Source organism: Pedobacter psychrophilus (assembly GCF_001652725.1).
In the GTDB taxonomy this organism is placed as follows: Bacteria; Bacteroidota; Bacteroidia; order Sphingobacteriales; family Sphingobacteriaceae; genus Pseudopedobacter; species Pseudopedobacter psychrophilus.
Genome location: NZ_LWHJ01000011.1, coordinates 640117 through 656555, shown reverse-complemented (window position 1 = coordinate 656555; position 16439 = coordinate 640117). Strand labels below are relative to the sequence as shown.

General features: G+C 32.1%; 13 protein-coding genes. 8 read left to right on the top strand and 5 right to left on the bottom strand.

The window, feature by feature from the left end:
* Both A5893_RS03295 and A5893_RS03290 read right to left on the bottom strand, forming a co-directional pair.
* Entirely contained in the window at nucleotides 1–528 is a 528-nt protein-coding gene (locus tag A5893_RS03295) for a hypothetical protein (RefSeq protein WP_068821106.1), read from the bottom strand.
* A 36-nt stretch (nucleotides 529–564) separates the two neighbouring features.
* Entirely contained in the window at nucleotides 565–1398 is an 834-nt protein-coding gene (locus tag A5893_RS03290; protein ID WP_068821105.1) for a phytoene/squalene synthase family protein, read from the bottom strand.
* A gap of 95 nt (nucleotides 1399–1493) precedes the next feature.
* Between A5893_RS03290 and A5893_RS03285 the strand changes: the two genes are divergently transcribed.
* The 7 genes from A5893_RS03285 (at nucleotide 1494) to A5893_RS03255 (ending at nucleotide 10474) form a co-directional block, all read left to right on the top strand.
* Entirely contained in the window at nucleotides 1494–2978 is a 1485-nt protein-coding gene (locus A5893_RS03285; RefSeq protein ID WP_068821104.1) for a phytoene desaturase family protein, read from the top strand.
* Nucleotides 2979–3252: 274 nt separating this feature from the next.
* Nucleotides 3253–4791, top strand: a complete 1539-nt coding sequence (locus A5893_RS03280; RefSeq protein ID WP_068821103.1) for a SulP family inorganic anion transporter — start codon at nucleotides 3253–3255, stop codon at nucleotides 4789–4791.
* A 66-nt stretch (nucleotides 4792–4857) separates the two neighbouring features.
* Nucleotides 4858–6774 (top strand): LTA synthase family protein, encoded by a 1917-nt coding sequence (locus A5893_RS03275; RefSeq protein ID WP_068821102.1) that lies wholly within the window; start codon nucleotides 4858–4860, stop codon nucleotides 6772–6774.
* A gap of 74 nt (nucleotides 6775–6848) precedes the next feature.
* Nucleotides 6849–8555, top strand: a complete 1707-nt coding sequence (locus tag A5893_RS03270) for an amino acid permease (RefSeq protein WP_068821101.1) — start codon at nucleotides 6849–6851, stop codon at nucleotides 8553–8555.
* A 139-nt stretch (nucleotides 8556–8694) separates the two neighbouring features.
* Nucleotides 8695–9357: a hypothetical protein gene (locus A5893_RS03265; protein WP_068821100.1), complete on the top strand. Its 663-nt coding sequence runs from the start codon at nucleotides 8695–8697 to the stop codon at nucleotides 9355–9357.
* Nucleotides 9358–9481: 124 nt separating this feature from the next.
* The gene (locus A5893_RS03260) at nucleotides 9482–9994 is read left to right on the top strand and encodes a GNAT family N-acetyltransferase (protein ID WP_198342248.1); all 513 of its coding nucleotides are present in this window, start codon (nucleotides 9482–9484) and stop codon (nucleotides 9992–9994) included.
* A gap of 36 nt (nucleotides 9995–10030) precedes the next feature.
* Nucleotides 10031–10474 (top strand): c-type cytochrome, encoded by a 444-nt coding sequence (locus A5893_RS03255; RefSeq protein WP_068821098.1) that lies wholly within the window; start codon nucleotides 10031–10033, stop codon nucleotides 10472–10474.
* Nucleotides 10475–10513: 39 nt separating this feature from the next.
* Here the strand turns inward: A5893_RS03255 and A5893_RS03250 are convergent, their stop codons facing one another.
* Entirely contained in the window at nucleotides 10514–11050 is a 537-nt protein-coding gene (locus A5893_RS03250) for a type 1 glutamine amidotransferase domain-containing protein (protein WP_068821097.1), read from the bottom strand.
* A gap of 230 nt (nucleotides 11051–11280) precedes the next feature.
* Between A5893_RS03250 and purN the strand changes: the two genes are divergently transcribed.
* The gene (purN, locus tag A5893_RS03245) at nucleotides 11281–11862 is read left to right on the top strand and encodes a phosphoribosylglycinamide formyltransferase (protein WP_068821436.1); all 582 of its coding nucleotides are present in this window, start codon (nucleotides 11281–11283) and stop codon (nucleotides 11860–11862) included.
* A 4-nt stretch (nucleotides 11863–11866) separates the two neighbouring features.
* Here purN and A5893_RS03240 read toward each other — a convergent pair whose 3' ends face one another.
* Nucleotides 11867–12886, bottom strand: coding sequence for a PorP/SprF family type IX secretion system membrane protein (locus A5893_RS03240; RefSeq protein ID WP_068821096.1), 1020 nt, complete (start codon nucleotides 12884–12886; stop codon nucleotides 11867–11869).
* Nucleotides 12883–16392: a PKD domain-containing protein gene (locus tag A5893_RS03235; protein ID WP_068821095.1), complete on the bottom strand. Its 3510-nt coding sequence runs from the start codon at nucleotides 16390–16392 to the stop codon at nucleotides 12883–12885. Before A5893_RS03235 ends, A5893_RS03240 begins: the two co-directional genes overlap by 4 nt.
* Nucleotides 16393–16439: the final 47 nt, after the last annotated feature.

The window sequence follows — 16439 nt, the reverse complement described above, 5'->3', positions numbered from 1 at the left end:
TTATACTAGCACTTTTTTTAACACTGCTATTTCTTGTGGGCTACATTTTTTACTATCAATCATAAAATTAACCATGTTTTTTAAAATATCCTCATTAATATTCAACTTAGAAACGTGAGAATTTTTTAATATGGAGACAATAATGTTTTTATCTGTCATCAAGTTATTACTATAGCCTAAAAATGAGGGTACATAGTATTGTAAACTAAATCTTAAAAAACGAACTTCTAACTGGTTTGGGTCTTTTGCTACTGCCTTGTTAATAGTATCAAAACCTTTACTAAGATAACTCATCTTGCTCACCGGATTCCAGGCATGTTTTGCTTTTATTGCTTGTACAGAACCTAAATAAGCCATAATTACGGCACTTGGATTTTTAACTTCTGCTAATTGATCGCACAATTTGTCAGCTTTGTCACTATCTGTAATACATGCAATATAATCCTCACGTATTTGATCTAAATTATTTGCTTGCACAAATAAGGTACTATAAAGCGTAAATAATAAAACAACAAATAAATTCTTCATTTTATAAAGTTTAATATTTTCAATAACGAGAAATACTTAAACATAGTTTAGTTTATTTTTTATGATGGCTTGAGTCATCAAAACTAATTTTTGACTATCAGAAACCCTAATTCTTTTATTAGAAATAATGCTTGCAGGCGTATTTTTAATTTTTTTAAAAAGCTCCAGATAATAAACATACGCAACATAAACCCCTAGTTTAGATCCACTTGGCAAATTTTTTATTCCCTCAAAAGCATCATCAAAATCAATTTTAATATCTGCTTCTATATCTTTTTTATCCTTTTCTGCAAAGTTTTTGAAATCTATATTAGGGAAATAAGTGCGTCCCCGCTCATCAAAATCTGATTTGATATCTCTTAAAAAATTAATTTTTTGAAAAGCAGACCCTAAACTCCTCGCCTTTGGCAATAATTTTTGATAACTAACATCATCACCTTCACAAAATATACGCAAACACATTAAACCAACTACTTCTGCCGAACCATAAATATATTCTTTATAACTTTCATCAGTGTAAGCGGTTTTATCTAAATCCATTTCCATAGATTTTAAAAACGCATCTATCAGGTCATACTCAATATTATATTTATTTACAACTACCTGAAATGATTGTAATACTGGATTTAAGCTAATTTTAATATCAATTGCTTCTTTGGTGTCTCTTCTAAATTTATCTATTAAATAAGCCTTGTCGTTATCATGGAAAGTATCAACAATTTCATCGGCGTAACGTACAAAACCATAGATAGCATAAATTGGATATTGAAACTTTTTATCGAAAGCCTTGATACCTAAACTAAACGAAGTGCTATACTTATTAGTGATGATTTTACTGCACTCGAAACAGGTTTCATTATAAAGATCCATATAAGCTTAAAAGTATTTAGCAAAATAAGGTTTTTTGAAGCAAATTGTTTTAAAAAGGCTCAAACAAAATCTTTAATTTCGGATTTTAACATCAAATGAAATCACAAATAAAAATACATATTATAGGTTCAGGCTTTTCTGGCTTAGCTGCTGCTGCGGTTTTAGCAAAGCAAGGTTATGATGTTACCATTATCGAGAAGAACGACCAAGCTGGTGGAAGGGCTAGACTTTGGGAAAGCAAAGGTTTTACTTTTGATATGGGCCCAAGTTGGTATTGGATGCCCGATATTTTTGAGAATTACTTTGCCTTATTCGGTAAAAAAGTAAGTGATTTTTACGATTTAAAAAGATTGGATCCAGGCTATCGAGTTTATTTTGGAAAGAATGATTTCATGGATATTCCTGCCAATATGCAGGAATTAGAGGCTCTTTTTGAGAAATATGAAAAAGGAAGTAGCGTTGGTCTTAGAAATTTTATGGACCAAGCGGCTTATAAATACAAATCTGCCATGGGCGATTATGTTTTTAGGCCTTCACACTCCATCACAGAATTTATAGATATCAGATTATTGGTAGAAAGTATTAGAATTCACATGTTAAAACCGATGAGTAAGCATGTAAGACAATATTTTACTAATCCAAAACTTATCCAACTTTTAGAATTTCCTGTTCTTTTTTTAGGTGCAACTGCACAAAAAATACCCGCAATGTACAGCTTGATGAACCATGCAGATTTAGCTATGGGAACCTGGTACCCAATTGGTGGAATGTATGAAATTGTAAAAGCAATGGTTAAAGTTGCACAAACTGAAGGAGTTAAAATTATTTTAAATACCGAGGTTACAAAAATTGAGATAGAAAATGGAATAGCGAAAAAACTAATAACCTCCCGAGGTGATTTTGAAACAGGTTTTGTGGTTGCCGCTGGCGATTATCATTTTATAGAGCAAAACCTCATTGAGAAAAAGTATCGCAATTACGATGAAAAATATTGGGATAGTAGAGTAATGTCTCCATCTTCTCTTTTATTTTATATAGGTTTAGATAAAAAAATAGAAGGCATACAACATCATAATCTATTTTTTGATGAGGATTTAGACCAACACGCCAGAGAAATTTATACGGAGCCGCAATGGCCAACAAAACCTTTATTCTACGTTTCATGTGTTTCTAAAACAGATTTAAGTTCTGCTCCTGATGGTCAAGAAAATTTGTTCTTTTTAATTCCTTTAGCTCCCGGTTTAACCGATACGGAGGAATTAAGACAAAAGTATTATGATATTATGATGGATAGATTTGAAAAAATTACTGGACAAACTATTCGAGGACATGAAATTGTAAAACGTAGTTATGCGATGAATGATTTTGTAAACGATTATCATTCTTATAAAGGAAACGCTTACGGATTAGCGAATACTTTATCCCAAACCGCTTTCTTTAAACCAGCTATGAAAGCTAAAAAAATCAAGAATTTATTATTTACAGGTCAACTTACAGTTCCTGGTCCTGGCGTTCCTCCTTCTATAATATCAGGTCAGGTAGTTGCAAAAGAAGCAGATTTAATTTTGATGAAAAAGTAGGATTTCATTTAAAATACTTCGTTTATATTCTCGTTTGCAGATTAAGTATCATACTATAAAGGTTGTGGGTTCTAATTTAAAAAACGCGTCATGTCGAGGAACGAAACAGCTCATTTTTAAAGTTTTCATCCTAACAGAATACCTATTTGTGTGATGTCTTGTTCCTCGACATGACCAAAATATTATTTATTTTAAAATCCTATCCAACCAACCAACTTGTATCCCAAATCTAATAACCCTAGCTTTGCGGCTTTATAATTGACAAGAAAAATTAATGAAGGCCGTATTAAACTTATTCAATTTTAAGCAAAAAATAGATTACAAAGTAGAGATTTTAGCAGGAATTACTGTTGCAATGACCATGATTCCAGAGTCACTTTCATTTGCGATTTTGGCTGGTTTTCCACCTTTAGTTGGCTTATACGCTGCATTTATCATGGGCTTGGTCACTTCTATTTTTGGTGGTCGACCTGGATTAATTTCTGGAGGTGCAGGAGCAACAGTAGTTGTATTGATTGCTTTAATGAAATCTAATGGAATTGAATATGTATTTGCTGCAGTTGCTTTAGCCGGAGTTATTCAAATTTTAGTAGGTGTATTTAAATTTGGAAAATTTATCAGATTAGTACCTCAACCCGTAATGTATGGTTTTGTTAATGGATTGGCCATCATCATATTTATGGCTCAGTTTGAGCAATTCAAAACTGTAGTAAATGGCGAAGTAACTTGGTTAACCGGCACACCTTTGTTTATTATGGCGGGTTTAGTGGCTTTAACTGTTGCTATTGTTTTTATATTTCCTAAAATAAGTAAGGCAATTCCTCCATCATTAGTAGCTATTATTGTAGTTTTTTTAATCGCCTTAGGTTTTAATATCGATACAAAAACGGTAAGTGATATTGCATCTGTGAGTGGCGGCTTCCCTCCTTTTCATATCCCTAACATCCCTATAAATTTTAAGACTTTAGAAATTATATTGCCCTATTCTTTTATTATGGCGGGAGTTGCATTAACTGAAGGTTTGTTGACTTTAAATTTAGTGGACGAAATAACTGCTACAAGGGGAAACGGAAACAGGGAATGTATTGCCCAAGGCAGCGCTAATATTCTAAACGGATTTTTCTCTGGAATGGGTGGTTGCCCAATGATTGCGCAAACTTTAGTTAATTTATCTGCTGGCGCTAGGGCGAGATTATCTGGAATTATAGCATCTATTACCATATTAATGATTATACTTTTTGGAGCACCTGTTATTGGTTTATTACCTATGGCTGCGTTAACTGGTGTAATGATTATGGTTGCAATAGGGACTTTTGAATGGATTAGTTTTAGGATTATTAATAAAATGCCCAAGCAAGATGTTTTTGTTGGAATTTTAGTTGCAGGGATTACCATTTGGTTACATAATTTGGCTTTAGCCGTTTTAATAGGAGTCATTATTTCTGCATTGGTTTTTGCATGGGAAAGTGCAAAACGCATTAGAGCCAGAAAATATATTGACGAAAAAGGCATTAAACACTATGAGATTTATGGTCCACTCTTTTTTGGATCTGTAACTGCTTTTAATGATAAATTTGATGTTTTTTCTGATCCTGAAGAAGTAATTATTGATTTTACGGATTGTAAAGTTGCAGATATGTCTGGCATTGAAGCTTTAAATAAATTGACGGCAAAATATAAACTGGCTAATAAAAAACTACACCTTCGGCATTTAAGTGAAGATTGTCGCAACCTACTCAATAATGCAAGCGATATTATTGATGTAAATATTCTTGAGGATCCCAATTATAAAGTGGCTGTAGAAAAGCGCTAAGTTAAATTCAGAATTAATTCAGAATTCAAATTCAACTTCGTTGAAAATCTAAATTCTATAATCTGAATGCCCCTTTTTCAAAAACTATTTTCTAAAAGATTTGGTCCAATCTTTCTTTTATACCTTATTATTATTTCATTAGCCTTTATTACCCGTACAGCTTTATTATTTAAATCGGCAGCTGGTTTTGAATGGACTTTCCTTAACATTATCGGGATTTATTTTATTGGCTTATTCTATGATACCGTTTTAGCCAGTTATTTCTGTATTCCTTTAGTGCTATATATTTGGCTGATACCAAATAAAATATTCCGTAAAAATTGGCATCGAATTATATTATATGGCTATTTCTTATTAGTTACTTTTCTATTACTTTTTAATATTGTTGCCGAGTGGGTTTTTTGGGATGAATTTTCTACTCGTTTTAATTTTATTGCCGTAGATTATTTAGTCTATACTACTGAAGTTATAGGAAATATTTGGCAATCTTATCCGGTTATAAAAATACTCATCATCATATTTTTAATAGCTATTGCTACTTTTTTTCTGATTAAAAATAGCATTAAAGCGTCTTTAAACAGCAGTCTTCAATTTTCGAAAAGAACTATGATAGCATTGCCGCTGCTTTGTATCCCTATTCTTTCTTGGTTTTTGGTAAGCAATAAAGGAAAAGAATTTAGTAATAATCAGTTTGCAGTAGAATTAGCAGGAAATGGTTTGTATGAATTTGGGGCAGCTTTCTGCAACAATGAATTAGATTACAATAAGTTTTATGCTACAATTGATCAAGATAGGGCCTTTAAGATTGTTAGGGAATTATTAGGACATGATAACGTAACTTTTCTAGAAGATAAAAATAGTATTGTTAGAAAAATTAAATATACCGGAGATGAAAAAAAATACAATGTTGTTTTAATAAGTGTAGAAAGTTTAAGTGCAGATTATTTAGGGGTTTATGGCAATACTCAAAATTTAACACCTAATATGGATAGTTTGGCAAAAAACGGGTTATTGTTTAGCAATCTTTATGCCTCTGGAACTAGAACGGTACGTGGATTAGAAGCACTCTCACTTTCAATTCCTCCCACTCCTGGGCAATCTATCGTAAAAAGACCCAATAATGAAAACTTATTTTCTATTGGTAATCTACTAAAAAAACAAAATTTTGATACTCAATATATCTATGGAGGCTACGGTTATTTTGATAATATGAACTACTTTTTTTCGAATAATGGTTATCAGGTTATAGATAGAACGGCCATTAATGAAAAGAAAGAAATACATTATGAAAATATTTGGGGCGTTGCTGATGAAGACTTATTTACTCTTTCCATTAAAGAATTAGATAAAGATTATCAATCTGGAAAACCTTTTTTTAGCCAGATTATGACTACTTCCAACCATCGTCCTTTTACTTATCCTGATGGTAGGATTGACATTCCATCTCATACCAATCAAGAAGGAGCCGTTAAATATACCGATTATGCCATTGGTAAATTTTTAAAAGAAGCAGCTACTAAACCTTGGTTTAACAATACTATTTTTGTAATTATTGCTGACCATTGTGCATCTAGTGCGGGCAAAACGGAACTTCCTGTTTATAGATATCATATTCCGGCTTTTATATATGCGCCTAAAATAGTAAAACCCCAAGTTTTTGAAAAATTGATAGCGCAGATGGATATTGTCCCTACTCTTTTGGGGATGTTAAATATTAATTACGATTCTAAATTTTTTGGTCGAGACATTTTTCAAGTTAAACCTGATGAAGAATGGGCGTTTGTAAGTACTTATGAAAAATTAGGATTTATAAGAAATGGACATTTATTGGTACTATCTCCACAAAAAAAAGTACAACAATTTAAAGTGCTTCCTAATAATGATCAAATTGAAGAGAAAGTTGATAAAAAATTAGAGGAAGAAGCTATTGCTTTCTATCAAACAGCCAGTTATTTATATAAAAACAAGCTTTTAAGTAAATAAATAAGTTTTTTATAATTTTAAATCATTTTTGCATGATTATTTTCTATGTTTGAATTTAAGCTTAAATAAAATAGATGCAAAAAGGGATACTAAGAAAAAAAACCATCGCCAAAATATTACATGATACAAAAGAAGGATATGGCGATGGAGAACACGCTAGCCTAAATAAAGTATTAAATGTTAGGGATTTAACTATGATGGGAATTGCCGCCGTAATTGGAGCCGGCATTTTTTCTACCATTGGTCAAGCGTCGTTTAATGGTGGTCCAGGAGTTAGTATTTTGTTTGTGATTACAGCCGTGACCTGTGGATTTTCCGCACTTTGTTATGCAGAATTTGCTTCAAGAATCCCAGTCTCTGGAAGCGCTTACACTTACGCCTATGCATCTTTTGGCGAACTAGTAGCCTGGATTATAGGTTGGGATTTATTAATGGAATATGCTATCGGGAATATTGCTGTAGCCATATCGTGGAGCGGTTATTTTGTAAATTTATTGCATGGTTTCAATATCCATTTACCCGCCTACGTAACCATGGATTATTTCTCTGCCTACAAGGCAAGTCAACAAATTGCAGATTTAACAGCATCAGGAAGTTCTTTAGAGAGTTTAAGTACTAATACAAAATATGCAGCAGAAGCCTGGACAACTGCTCCTTCAGTTGGAGGTATTAAATTAATAGCAGATTTCCCCGCCCTTTTAATTGTATTGATCATCACATCTTTAGTTTATATCGGTATTAGAGAAACAAAAAAAGCAACTAATGCAATGGTTGTTTTAAAAATTTGTGTGGTTATCGCAGTAATTGTTATAGGTTTCTTTTACGTAACTCCAGCAAATTGGCACCCATTTTTGCCAAACGGATTTTCTGGGATGATGAAAGGCGTATCTGGAGTTTTCTTTGCCTACATAGGTTTTGATGCCATTTCTACTACGGCAGAAGAGTGTGAAAATCCTCAAAAAGATTTACCCAGAGGGATGATTTATTCGCTAATAATTTGCACAGTTCTATATATTTTAGTCGCCATAGTTTTGACTGGGATGGTAAATTACAGTGAATTGGCAGTATCAGATCCATTAGCTTTCGTTTTTGAACGAGTTGGATTAAATAAAATCAGCTATGTAATTTCTATTAGTGCCGTTATTGCAACTGCAAGTGTATTATTGATTTTTCAGATGGGCCAACCTCGTATTTGGATGAGCATGAGCCGAGACGGACTTTTACCAAAGGCATTTTCTAGGATACATCCAAAATATAAAACACCATCTTTTGCAACTGTTGTTACTGGTTTCGTAGTTGCAATTCCGGCCTTGTTTATGAATTTAACCGAGGTTACAGACTTAACAAGTATTGGAACTTTATTCGCCTTTGTTTTGGTATGCAGCGGAGTATTATTATTACCCAAAGACACAGAATTAAACGATGGTAAAAAGCGTTTTAAAATGCCTTACATTAATGGAAAATTTATTGTTCCCATTTTATTAATTGTTGGTTTAATTTTCTTCTATCAAGATCTTTTGAATGTTTTTGATTTTAACCAAAGTTGGGAAGTTATAAGAGAAAGATTGCCACTCTATTTGTTTTTAATTCTATTAATAGTAATTACTTATTTTTCATTTAGAAGAAATTTATCATTAATACCTGTGTTAGGTTTATTAAGTTGTTCTTATTTAATGACAGAATTAGGTTACACAAATTGGTTAAGATTTCTGATATGGTTAGTAATTGGTTTAGTTATTTATTTTACTTACAGCTATAAGAACAGCAAATTAAATATATAACAAGAAATTATAAGTTAGCTGTATCATACTAAAAGAACCATCCGTAATGGTTAAGAATTCTTTTAGTTTTTCTATATATTTAAGCCTTTAACCTTTCCTCAGGTTAAGGGCTTTTTTAATACCAAAATCAAACCTATCTATGAAAAAATTAGTACCAATTATTTTATTTGTTTTTTCATTTAGTTTTCAAAGTAATTCTCAAACAAGAACGGATAGCGCATCAACAAAATTAGGTCATAATAAAAGTTTATTATTTGGAGCATTTTACTCGAGAAACGGATCAGGAGATTTAGATGGTTTTGCAATAGAACTTGGATATAATTACCAGTTTAAAGAAAGATTATCATTTTATAACAACTTAGTTTTCACCATACATAGCCAAACCGATCCATTTTATAATTTTATAGCTCAACCCACTAACCCAATAGACAAAACACAACCATTACATTTTGTTACTGCAGGTTTACAAACATCTCCAACCCTATTTTACACCTTGTTTCAAGGTAAAAACCAAAAGCTAAATATTGGAGCTGGCACTGTAATAAGATTTCAAAATACTGGTCTGCCAGAAAAATTTGCGTATGGTTATGATAATGATAAAGACATTCAACCATCATATAAAATTTATCAAATCCATCCAACTTCGTTAAGTATAGGCTATCAATTTGCCTTGGATTATATTTACCTATCAACAAAAAAACTAAATTATTCTTTAAAAGGTTTTTATCAAAATGATACGAATAGTGATTTAATAGTTGGAATAGGTTTAACCATTAGTCGTAAATTTTCTATAATTAAATAACATATTTTATTTTTAAATGGGTGTTAATGTGATCCGTCAGCTGTCGGATAAATCTTTTTTGTGAAAACAAAAAAGGATATCGCTTCTATCCCTAACGCAAAACTCATATTAATTAAAATACATTTTGTTAAAAATTCATCCAGTCAATATTCAGCAAGTCCATCAGTTACAAAAGATTTCTAAAGAAACTTTTCTTTTTGCTTTTGCTAACGATAATACACCAGAAAACTTATCCGATTATTTTGAGAAGGCTTTTTCTATTGAAGCCCTGACCAAACAAATTAGTGATCATAATTCTAGATTTTATTTTGTTTATGATGATGATAAATTAGCAGCTTATTTCAAAATTAATATCGGCGAAAGCCAAACTGAAATTGGAGCAAATGATGGAATGGAATTAGAAAGGATTTACATTTATCCCAACCATCAAAATAAAAAAATTGGTGCTTTTATAATAAATGAGGTGAAAATTAAAGGAATTTTAGAAGATAAAAAATACATCTGGTTAGGCGTTTGGGAACATAATTTAAAGGCCATTAAATTTTATCAAAATCACGGTTTTAAAAAATTTGACAGTCATATTTATTATTTAGGTAATGATCCTCAAACAGATTTGATGATGCGTTTGGAATTGTAAATAATTATCACCTAATTTATTAAAAATTAGCTCGTCATGAAATATCAAATTAAACCTTTCCTATTTATTATAGCCATTATTGGATGTGTCAGTTTAGCTGCTACTGTGCCTCAGCAAAAGCAACAACAAGATTGGAAGGCTAAAAATCTTAAAGTATTACCAAAAGACATTTCTAAAAAAGCTTTAGATAGTATAATGCATGATTACAGAGATGCTTTAGGAGTAAAATGTAATTTTTGTCATGCGAAATCTGCAACAGATAGCACAAAACTAGATTTTGCCAGTGATGCAAACAGAAAGAAAAATTTTGCTAGATATATGATGGTCATGACAGATTCCATCAACAACAAATATTTTAAAAGACAATTACAGCGCCATGGTACATTTTCAGTAACGTGTGCAACTTGCCACAGAGGAGAAGAAGAACCTGCAGTTGCGATGCCAATGATAGAAAAAATGCCACAAAAAAAGGGAGAATAAATTCTCCCTTTTTTTATTTATAAAATTAGATTTTCTAATTTATTTACTAAACTCTTCAATCATTTTCTTGTTAAAAGCTGGTAAATCTTTTGGTGATCTACTTGTTACTAAACCTTCATCAACCACTACTTCACTATCTTCCCAATTTGCGCCAGCGTTTATTAGATCTGTTTTTATAGAAGGAAAAGAAGTCATGTTTTTACCTTTTACTAAACCTGTTTCAATCAATAATTGTGGGCCATGGCAAATTGAAGCAATAGGTTTACCTGCTGTAATAAACTCTTTTACAAAATCTACGTAACTTTGGCTTGCTCTCATCTTATCAGGATTCATCACTCCACCAGGAATCATCAAACCATCATAATCATCCGCTTTTGCATGATATAAATCCATATCTACATCAACTTCTACTCCCCAATCATTTTTATCCCATGCTTTAATTTTTATCTCTTGTTCAGAAATTACATGTACTAAAGCTCCTGCTTCTTCTAAAGCTTTTTTAGGTTCTAATAATTCTGATTGTTCAAATCCCATATCACTTAATATGGCTATTTTTTTGTCTTTTAAACTTTCCATTGTATTTGTTTTTTAAAGGTATTTATATGTGGTAAATATTAAATTTACTACATCATCTATAAAACAAATACTAAACCATAATCTGTATGATAAGACTTTTTAGACATTTAAAACATAATTTTATGCTTTTCTAAAAATAAATTTAACTAAACGAGTAATTTCTTAAAATTCATTTCTTAAAAACTTTCAAACTTATATCTTTGGGAGAAATCATAAACTCTTTAAAACTTGTGAAGAAAAGAATTGCCATTTTTGCATCAGGATCTGGATCTAATGCTCAAAAAATTATGGAGCATTTTAAAAAAAGCAATGATGCAGAAGTTGCGCTTATCTTAACCAATAATCCGTATGCTTATGTTTTACAAAGGGCTGATAATTTTGAAATTCCATCTCATATTTTTGATAAGCAGGAGTTATACGAAACAAATAAAATTATCACTTTATTGAATAACCTTAACATTGATTTATTAGTGTTAGCTGGTTTTTTATGGCTTGTTCCTCAAAACATTTTAAAAGCTTTTCCAAACAAAATTATCAATATCCATCCCTCATTGCTACCAAAATATGGAGGTAAAGGAATGCATGGAGAGCGTGTTCACAAAGCCGTTTTAGCTGATAAAGAGTCCGAATCTGGCATTACCATACATTTTGTAAACGAGAATTATGATGATGGAGAAATTATTCATCAATCAAAATTTAAAATTGACAAAGGTGATGATCTGGAAATGATAAAATTTAAGGTACAGCAATTAGAACATACCCATTTTCCTAAAGTTATTGAAGGTTTGCTAAAGAAAATGAAAAGCATTTAAAATTTTACCACAGCTTTTGTGGACAAGTAACACGATAGCGGTTATTTAAGGTAAGTCCCAAAACAATTTCATGTGATCCTCTTGACACTGTATTTAATGCTGATTGTGTAAAATCATAAGCATAACCAACGTTAAAAAGAGAACCTAAATTAAAACCAATCATACCAGAATAAGAATCGTATTTACGATAAGCCCCTCCTATCCAAAATTTATCCCTAAAAGAAACTTTTGTGTTAAAATCTATCCCAATAGGCACAGGGTTTACATATTTTACCATTACAGATGGTATAACTGTAACATCATCACTTAGCCAAAAACGATAGCCCGCTGTAAAAAACGAATGAGGAACTGTTTTACCTGTATTATAAGACGATTGGCTGGAAAATGAAAGTGTTTGAGGTAAAACTTGTTGAACAGATGCTCCAAAGAAAAATTCTGCTGAATAAAGCCAGATACCCACATTTAAATCAGGTTTTATTCTGTTAATGGTTCCGCTATTTGCAATTGCAGCATCTATAGGATTTTCTAAAGTAATATCATTTGTATTTAGGGTAACTTTTGAAATACCAGCCCCAAAACCAACCGCTAGATTTAATCTTGGCGCCAATCCAATATGATAAGCATAAGTAACATTTAAAGTATTGTTACTGAGTGGGCCAGTTTTATCAATTACAGCTACTAAGCCAATTCCATGATGTGGTTTGGAAGCCTCATACTCAGATTTATAACTTCTGCCTAAAGGATTCTCTCCAACCATACCATAAGAAGTAGAGCTTCCCCAATCATCAGATTTTCCAATAGGCATGTGTGCAGTGAAATAAGAAGTTTGAGGTGCATTTTGTAAACCAGTCCATTGTTGGCGAGTGGCTGCTTTAACATCAATATAATTCTCAATACCTGTAATTGCAGGATTTATAATGTAATTATTTAAAATATATTGAGTGTACTGAGGCTTTTGTTGTCCTAATGTATTTTGAAGAACTACAAATAATAATAATACGGATATAGATATTAATTTCCTCATCTTATCACCGTAACCGAACCGGTAAACTTCTTACCCTCAACTTTTGTATCAATAATATAATAATAAACACCAATTGGCACATCCTTCCCATTAAATCTACCATCCCAAGGAATAGCATAACCTGTAGAGGTAAAAACTTCGTTTCCAAATCTGTTAAAAATTGTCATTCTTGCATTAACATAAGAATCAAGATACAGAATGTTCCATGTATCATTGTTTCCATCTCCATTAGGTGTAAATGTATTAGGGATTGTAGGTTTTGTAGCAACATTAACGTTTACTTTGTCACTTATTGTACAACCGTCATTAGATGTTACAATTAAAGTATAGAGTGTAGTTTCTGAAGGGGAGGCTATTGGATTTAAAAGTGTAGCATCATTTAGTCCGGTTGATGGAAGCCATTGATAAGTTAATTGATTGCCAGTAGCAATCGCTTTAAAAGTTGTTTGTCCTCCAATTAAAATGGTAACATCTTCTCCGGCATTAACTGTAGGTAGTGGAAATACCTCTATTTCTTGTTGCTTAATATCATTACAACCATTATCTGCCGTAAAGGTATAAGTAATTACATGTTTCCCTAAACCAGCAGCCACCGGATCAAAAATTCCATCCTCAGAAATCCCCTTACCAGTAAAAACTCCACCACCATTAATACCCGTAATTTCTTTAGCTTGATTAATTGTTATTTTTGGCTTATCGATACATATACCTGCAAGAGGAGAAAACGCAACTTCTGGGCTTCCTTTTACAGTAATAGATATTGGACCAAAATCTTCATAACAGTCATTACCAGAATAAGCTCTTAATGTAACCTGATAGTTTGTTGTTTCCTTTGTGCTAGGATATTTATGAGTGTAGATAGAATCTTTAGCTGGTAAGATATAACTTTCTTTAGTATTTGATTCTCCATTAGTATATTCAAAAATCCATTCTAATTTTACAATTTTACCAATTTGTACACTTGAATTATCTTGAAACTGAACAGGCTGATTGCTACATAAATTATCTTTATTGATTACAGAAAAGCCTGCAATGGGATTTGAAGAATTTATTTGAATGGTTTTTTTAACAGTATAATCACATCCATTAGATGATGACACTTTTAAAGAAATTACATATGTCCCTGGGTTTGCAAATTGATATGGAGGTGTTTCTTTTCCAACTGATGTTGATCCGTTTCCAAAATCCCATTCATAAGAGACTACGTCTGATGAGGTATTTATGGCCTTAAAAATGATATTATCTCTTGCACAAGCATTTGGATCTACAAAATCTGCAGTAGGAGAATCAAATATTTTTTTACTTAATTGATAAGTAGATTCACAATTTGCTTCTGTTTTTAAAACCAATTTTATAATATAATCTCCGCTCTTTTGGTAAATATGAACCGGGTTTTTATCTGTAGAGGATGTACCATCTCCAAAATCCCAGGCATAGATAGGTGAATTATTATTTAATATTGATTGATCTGTAAACTGAATTGCAGTTTGGGAGCATGAAGTATTTGCTATTGCAAAACTAGCTTGTGGTTGTTTTAATATATTTATAGGTAATTGATAAACGTTAGAAACACAAGCAACATCATTTTTAACTGATAATGAAACAGTTTTTATACCTTCAGATGTAAAATTATGTACAGGCTCTTTATCTGTTGATGTTGTTCCATCGCCAAAATCCCAAAAGTAACTTATAACTGGCCTGTTCCCATTAATAGCGTTTAAACTAAACTTAACCGGATTATTTAAACAAGCAGATGATTGAGCTAAAAAAGTAGCAAACGGAGGTGGATCATAAACCTCAAATTCAAAATTGAGTATCTCATCACCAGATGGGCATCCACCAGCTGTTGGAGGTATAGTAGAAATAATTTTTATTTGTTTAGTACCTACTTGAGTATAAATTTTATTTACTGGTAAACGATATTCAAATAATAATTTTCCATTAATATTAATTGGAGTTGGGTTTAAATTTGCTCCCTCTTGAGTTATCGAAGCATCACCTGATTCTAAAGTCCAAATTAATTTTGTTGAAATGTAAGGCAATACCAACCTAAAATCAAAAACCTCATCTCTACAGGCATTAGTAATTATTTCATTAGTGGCTGGCCTAACCGCATTAATAAAAATAGACGAAGCTAAATTTGTTCCGGCAGAATAAGCATAGGATTCAAAATCACCAAATCCGTAAGCCATCGCGTTAAACGCTACTTCAGATTTTAGGTTAAAGCTTGTTCCTCCAATTTGCCTAAGATTAATTTGTGCATAAGAATAATCTGGATTACCAGGAATGGCACTAAACCTGTTGCTATAACTAACGCCATTGATTGCAAAACTAGCTACGCCAGTATTGGGAATTACAACGTTTAAAAATTGATCCCTTATATCTTGTTTTAATGCAGAGTACATTGTCACATCTTTAATGCTGTATTCTAAAGGATTTAAAATCACCATGTCTGGATCACTTGGACGGGAATTACTGCCTCTGTTTCTAGAATCTGCGCAATATTGGGTGATTGCATATTGTGTGACTGTAACTGGTTTATCTGCAGTTACCAATGAGATTGTATTTGTAGGCGGTGTTGTATAAAACTCGCCCCTATTTAAAACTTTTGTAACACCATCAATATTAATAGTTGTATTATTTTCAGAAGCCATTACCCTATAAATAGTCCCCGTGTTTCTATCAAAAAAAGGAATTAGAGGAAACGTTTTTCCCCAACTTTCTAAAGGATAAAGTTGCTGAAAAAGCGGATCATAAGAAATATTTGCACCGTTACCGCTGCCGCCCGGGGGCCTACAACCTAGAGATAAAATACCTAAAGCAGAACTTCCTGAAAATGCAGCAAATCTTTTACAACTTGAGTTTGAGGCATCAACTTCAATATAAGACCCTGAAATATCACTATCATTTTGATATTGATAAACGTCGCCAATATTAATAAGGGTTATGCTAAAAGTAGGCTGTATTACACCATCTAATCTCGGCGTAATATTAATTTTTGTATTGGGTTCTACACAAACAATATTAAATTGTGATTGAGAGCCTTGAGTACTTAAGGATTGATCATAAGAAATGGCAAAATATTTTTGCCCTAAAGCAAGTTTAGGCAAAACCAATGTTGCTGCAGATCTTGCTCCGGCAAAAACATGTCCGTAAACAACTGCTTTTGGTTGCCCATCATCTATTAAAACTTTTATTCCTTTGTTAATACTTGTAAAAGTTCCATCACCTATGTAAGAAATATTTCTTGGCAAAATTACTTCCGTTACTTGGTTGGCAGTTACTGTGAATGATTGTGAGAAAGAACCACAACTTACTACGCCACTTGTATTACTTTTTGAAGTTATAAAAACGGAAAGATTTGCCAAATCAGGATTATTTAGGGTACCTGCTGGAGAATGGGCAGGAAAACAAAGCCAAAACTCGGTACCTTCGTTAGAAATGTTTTGCGCATTTACTTTAACGATAAATAATGATATAAATAAAAGAGTGTATAAGTATCTCATTTATGAATAGGCAAACATTTTGGTGCAGTAATAATAAACGTTTAAAC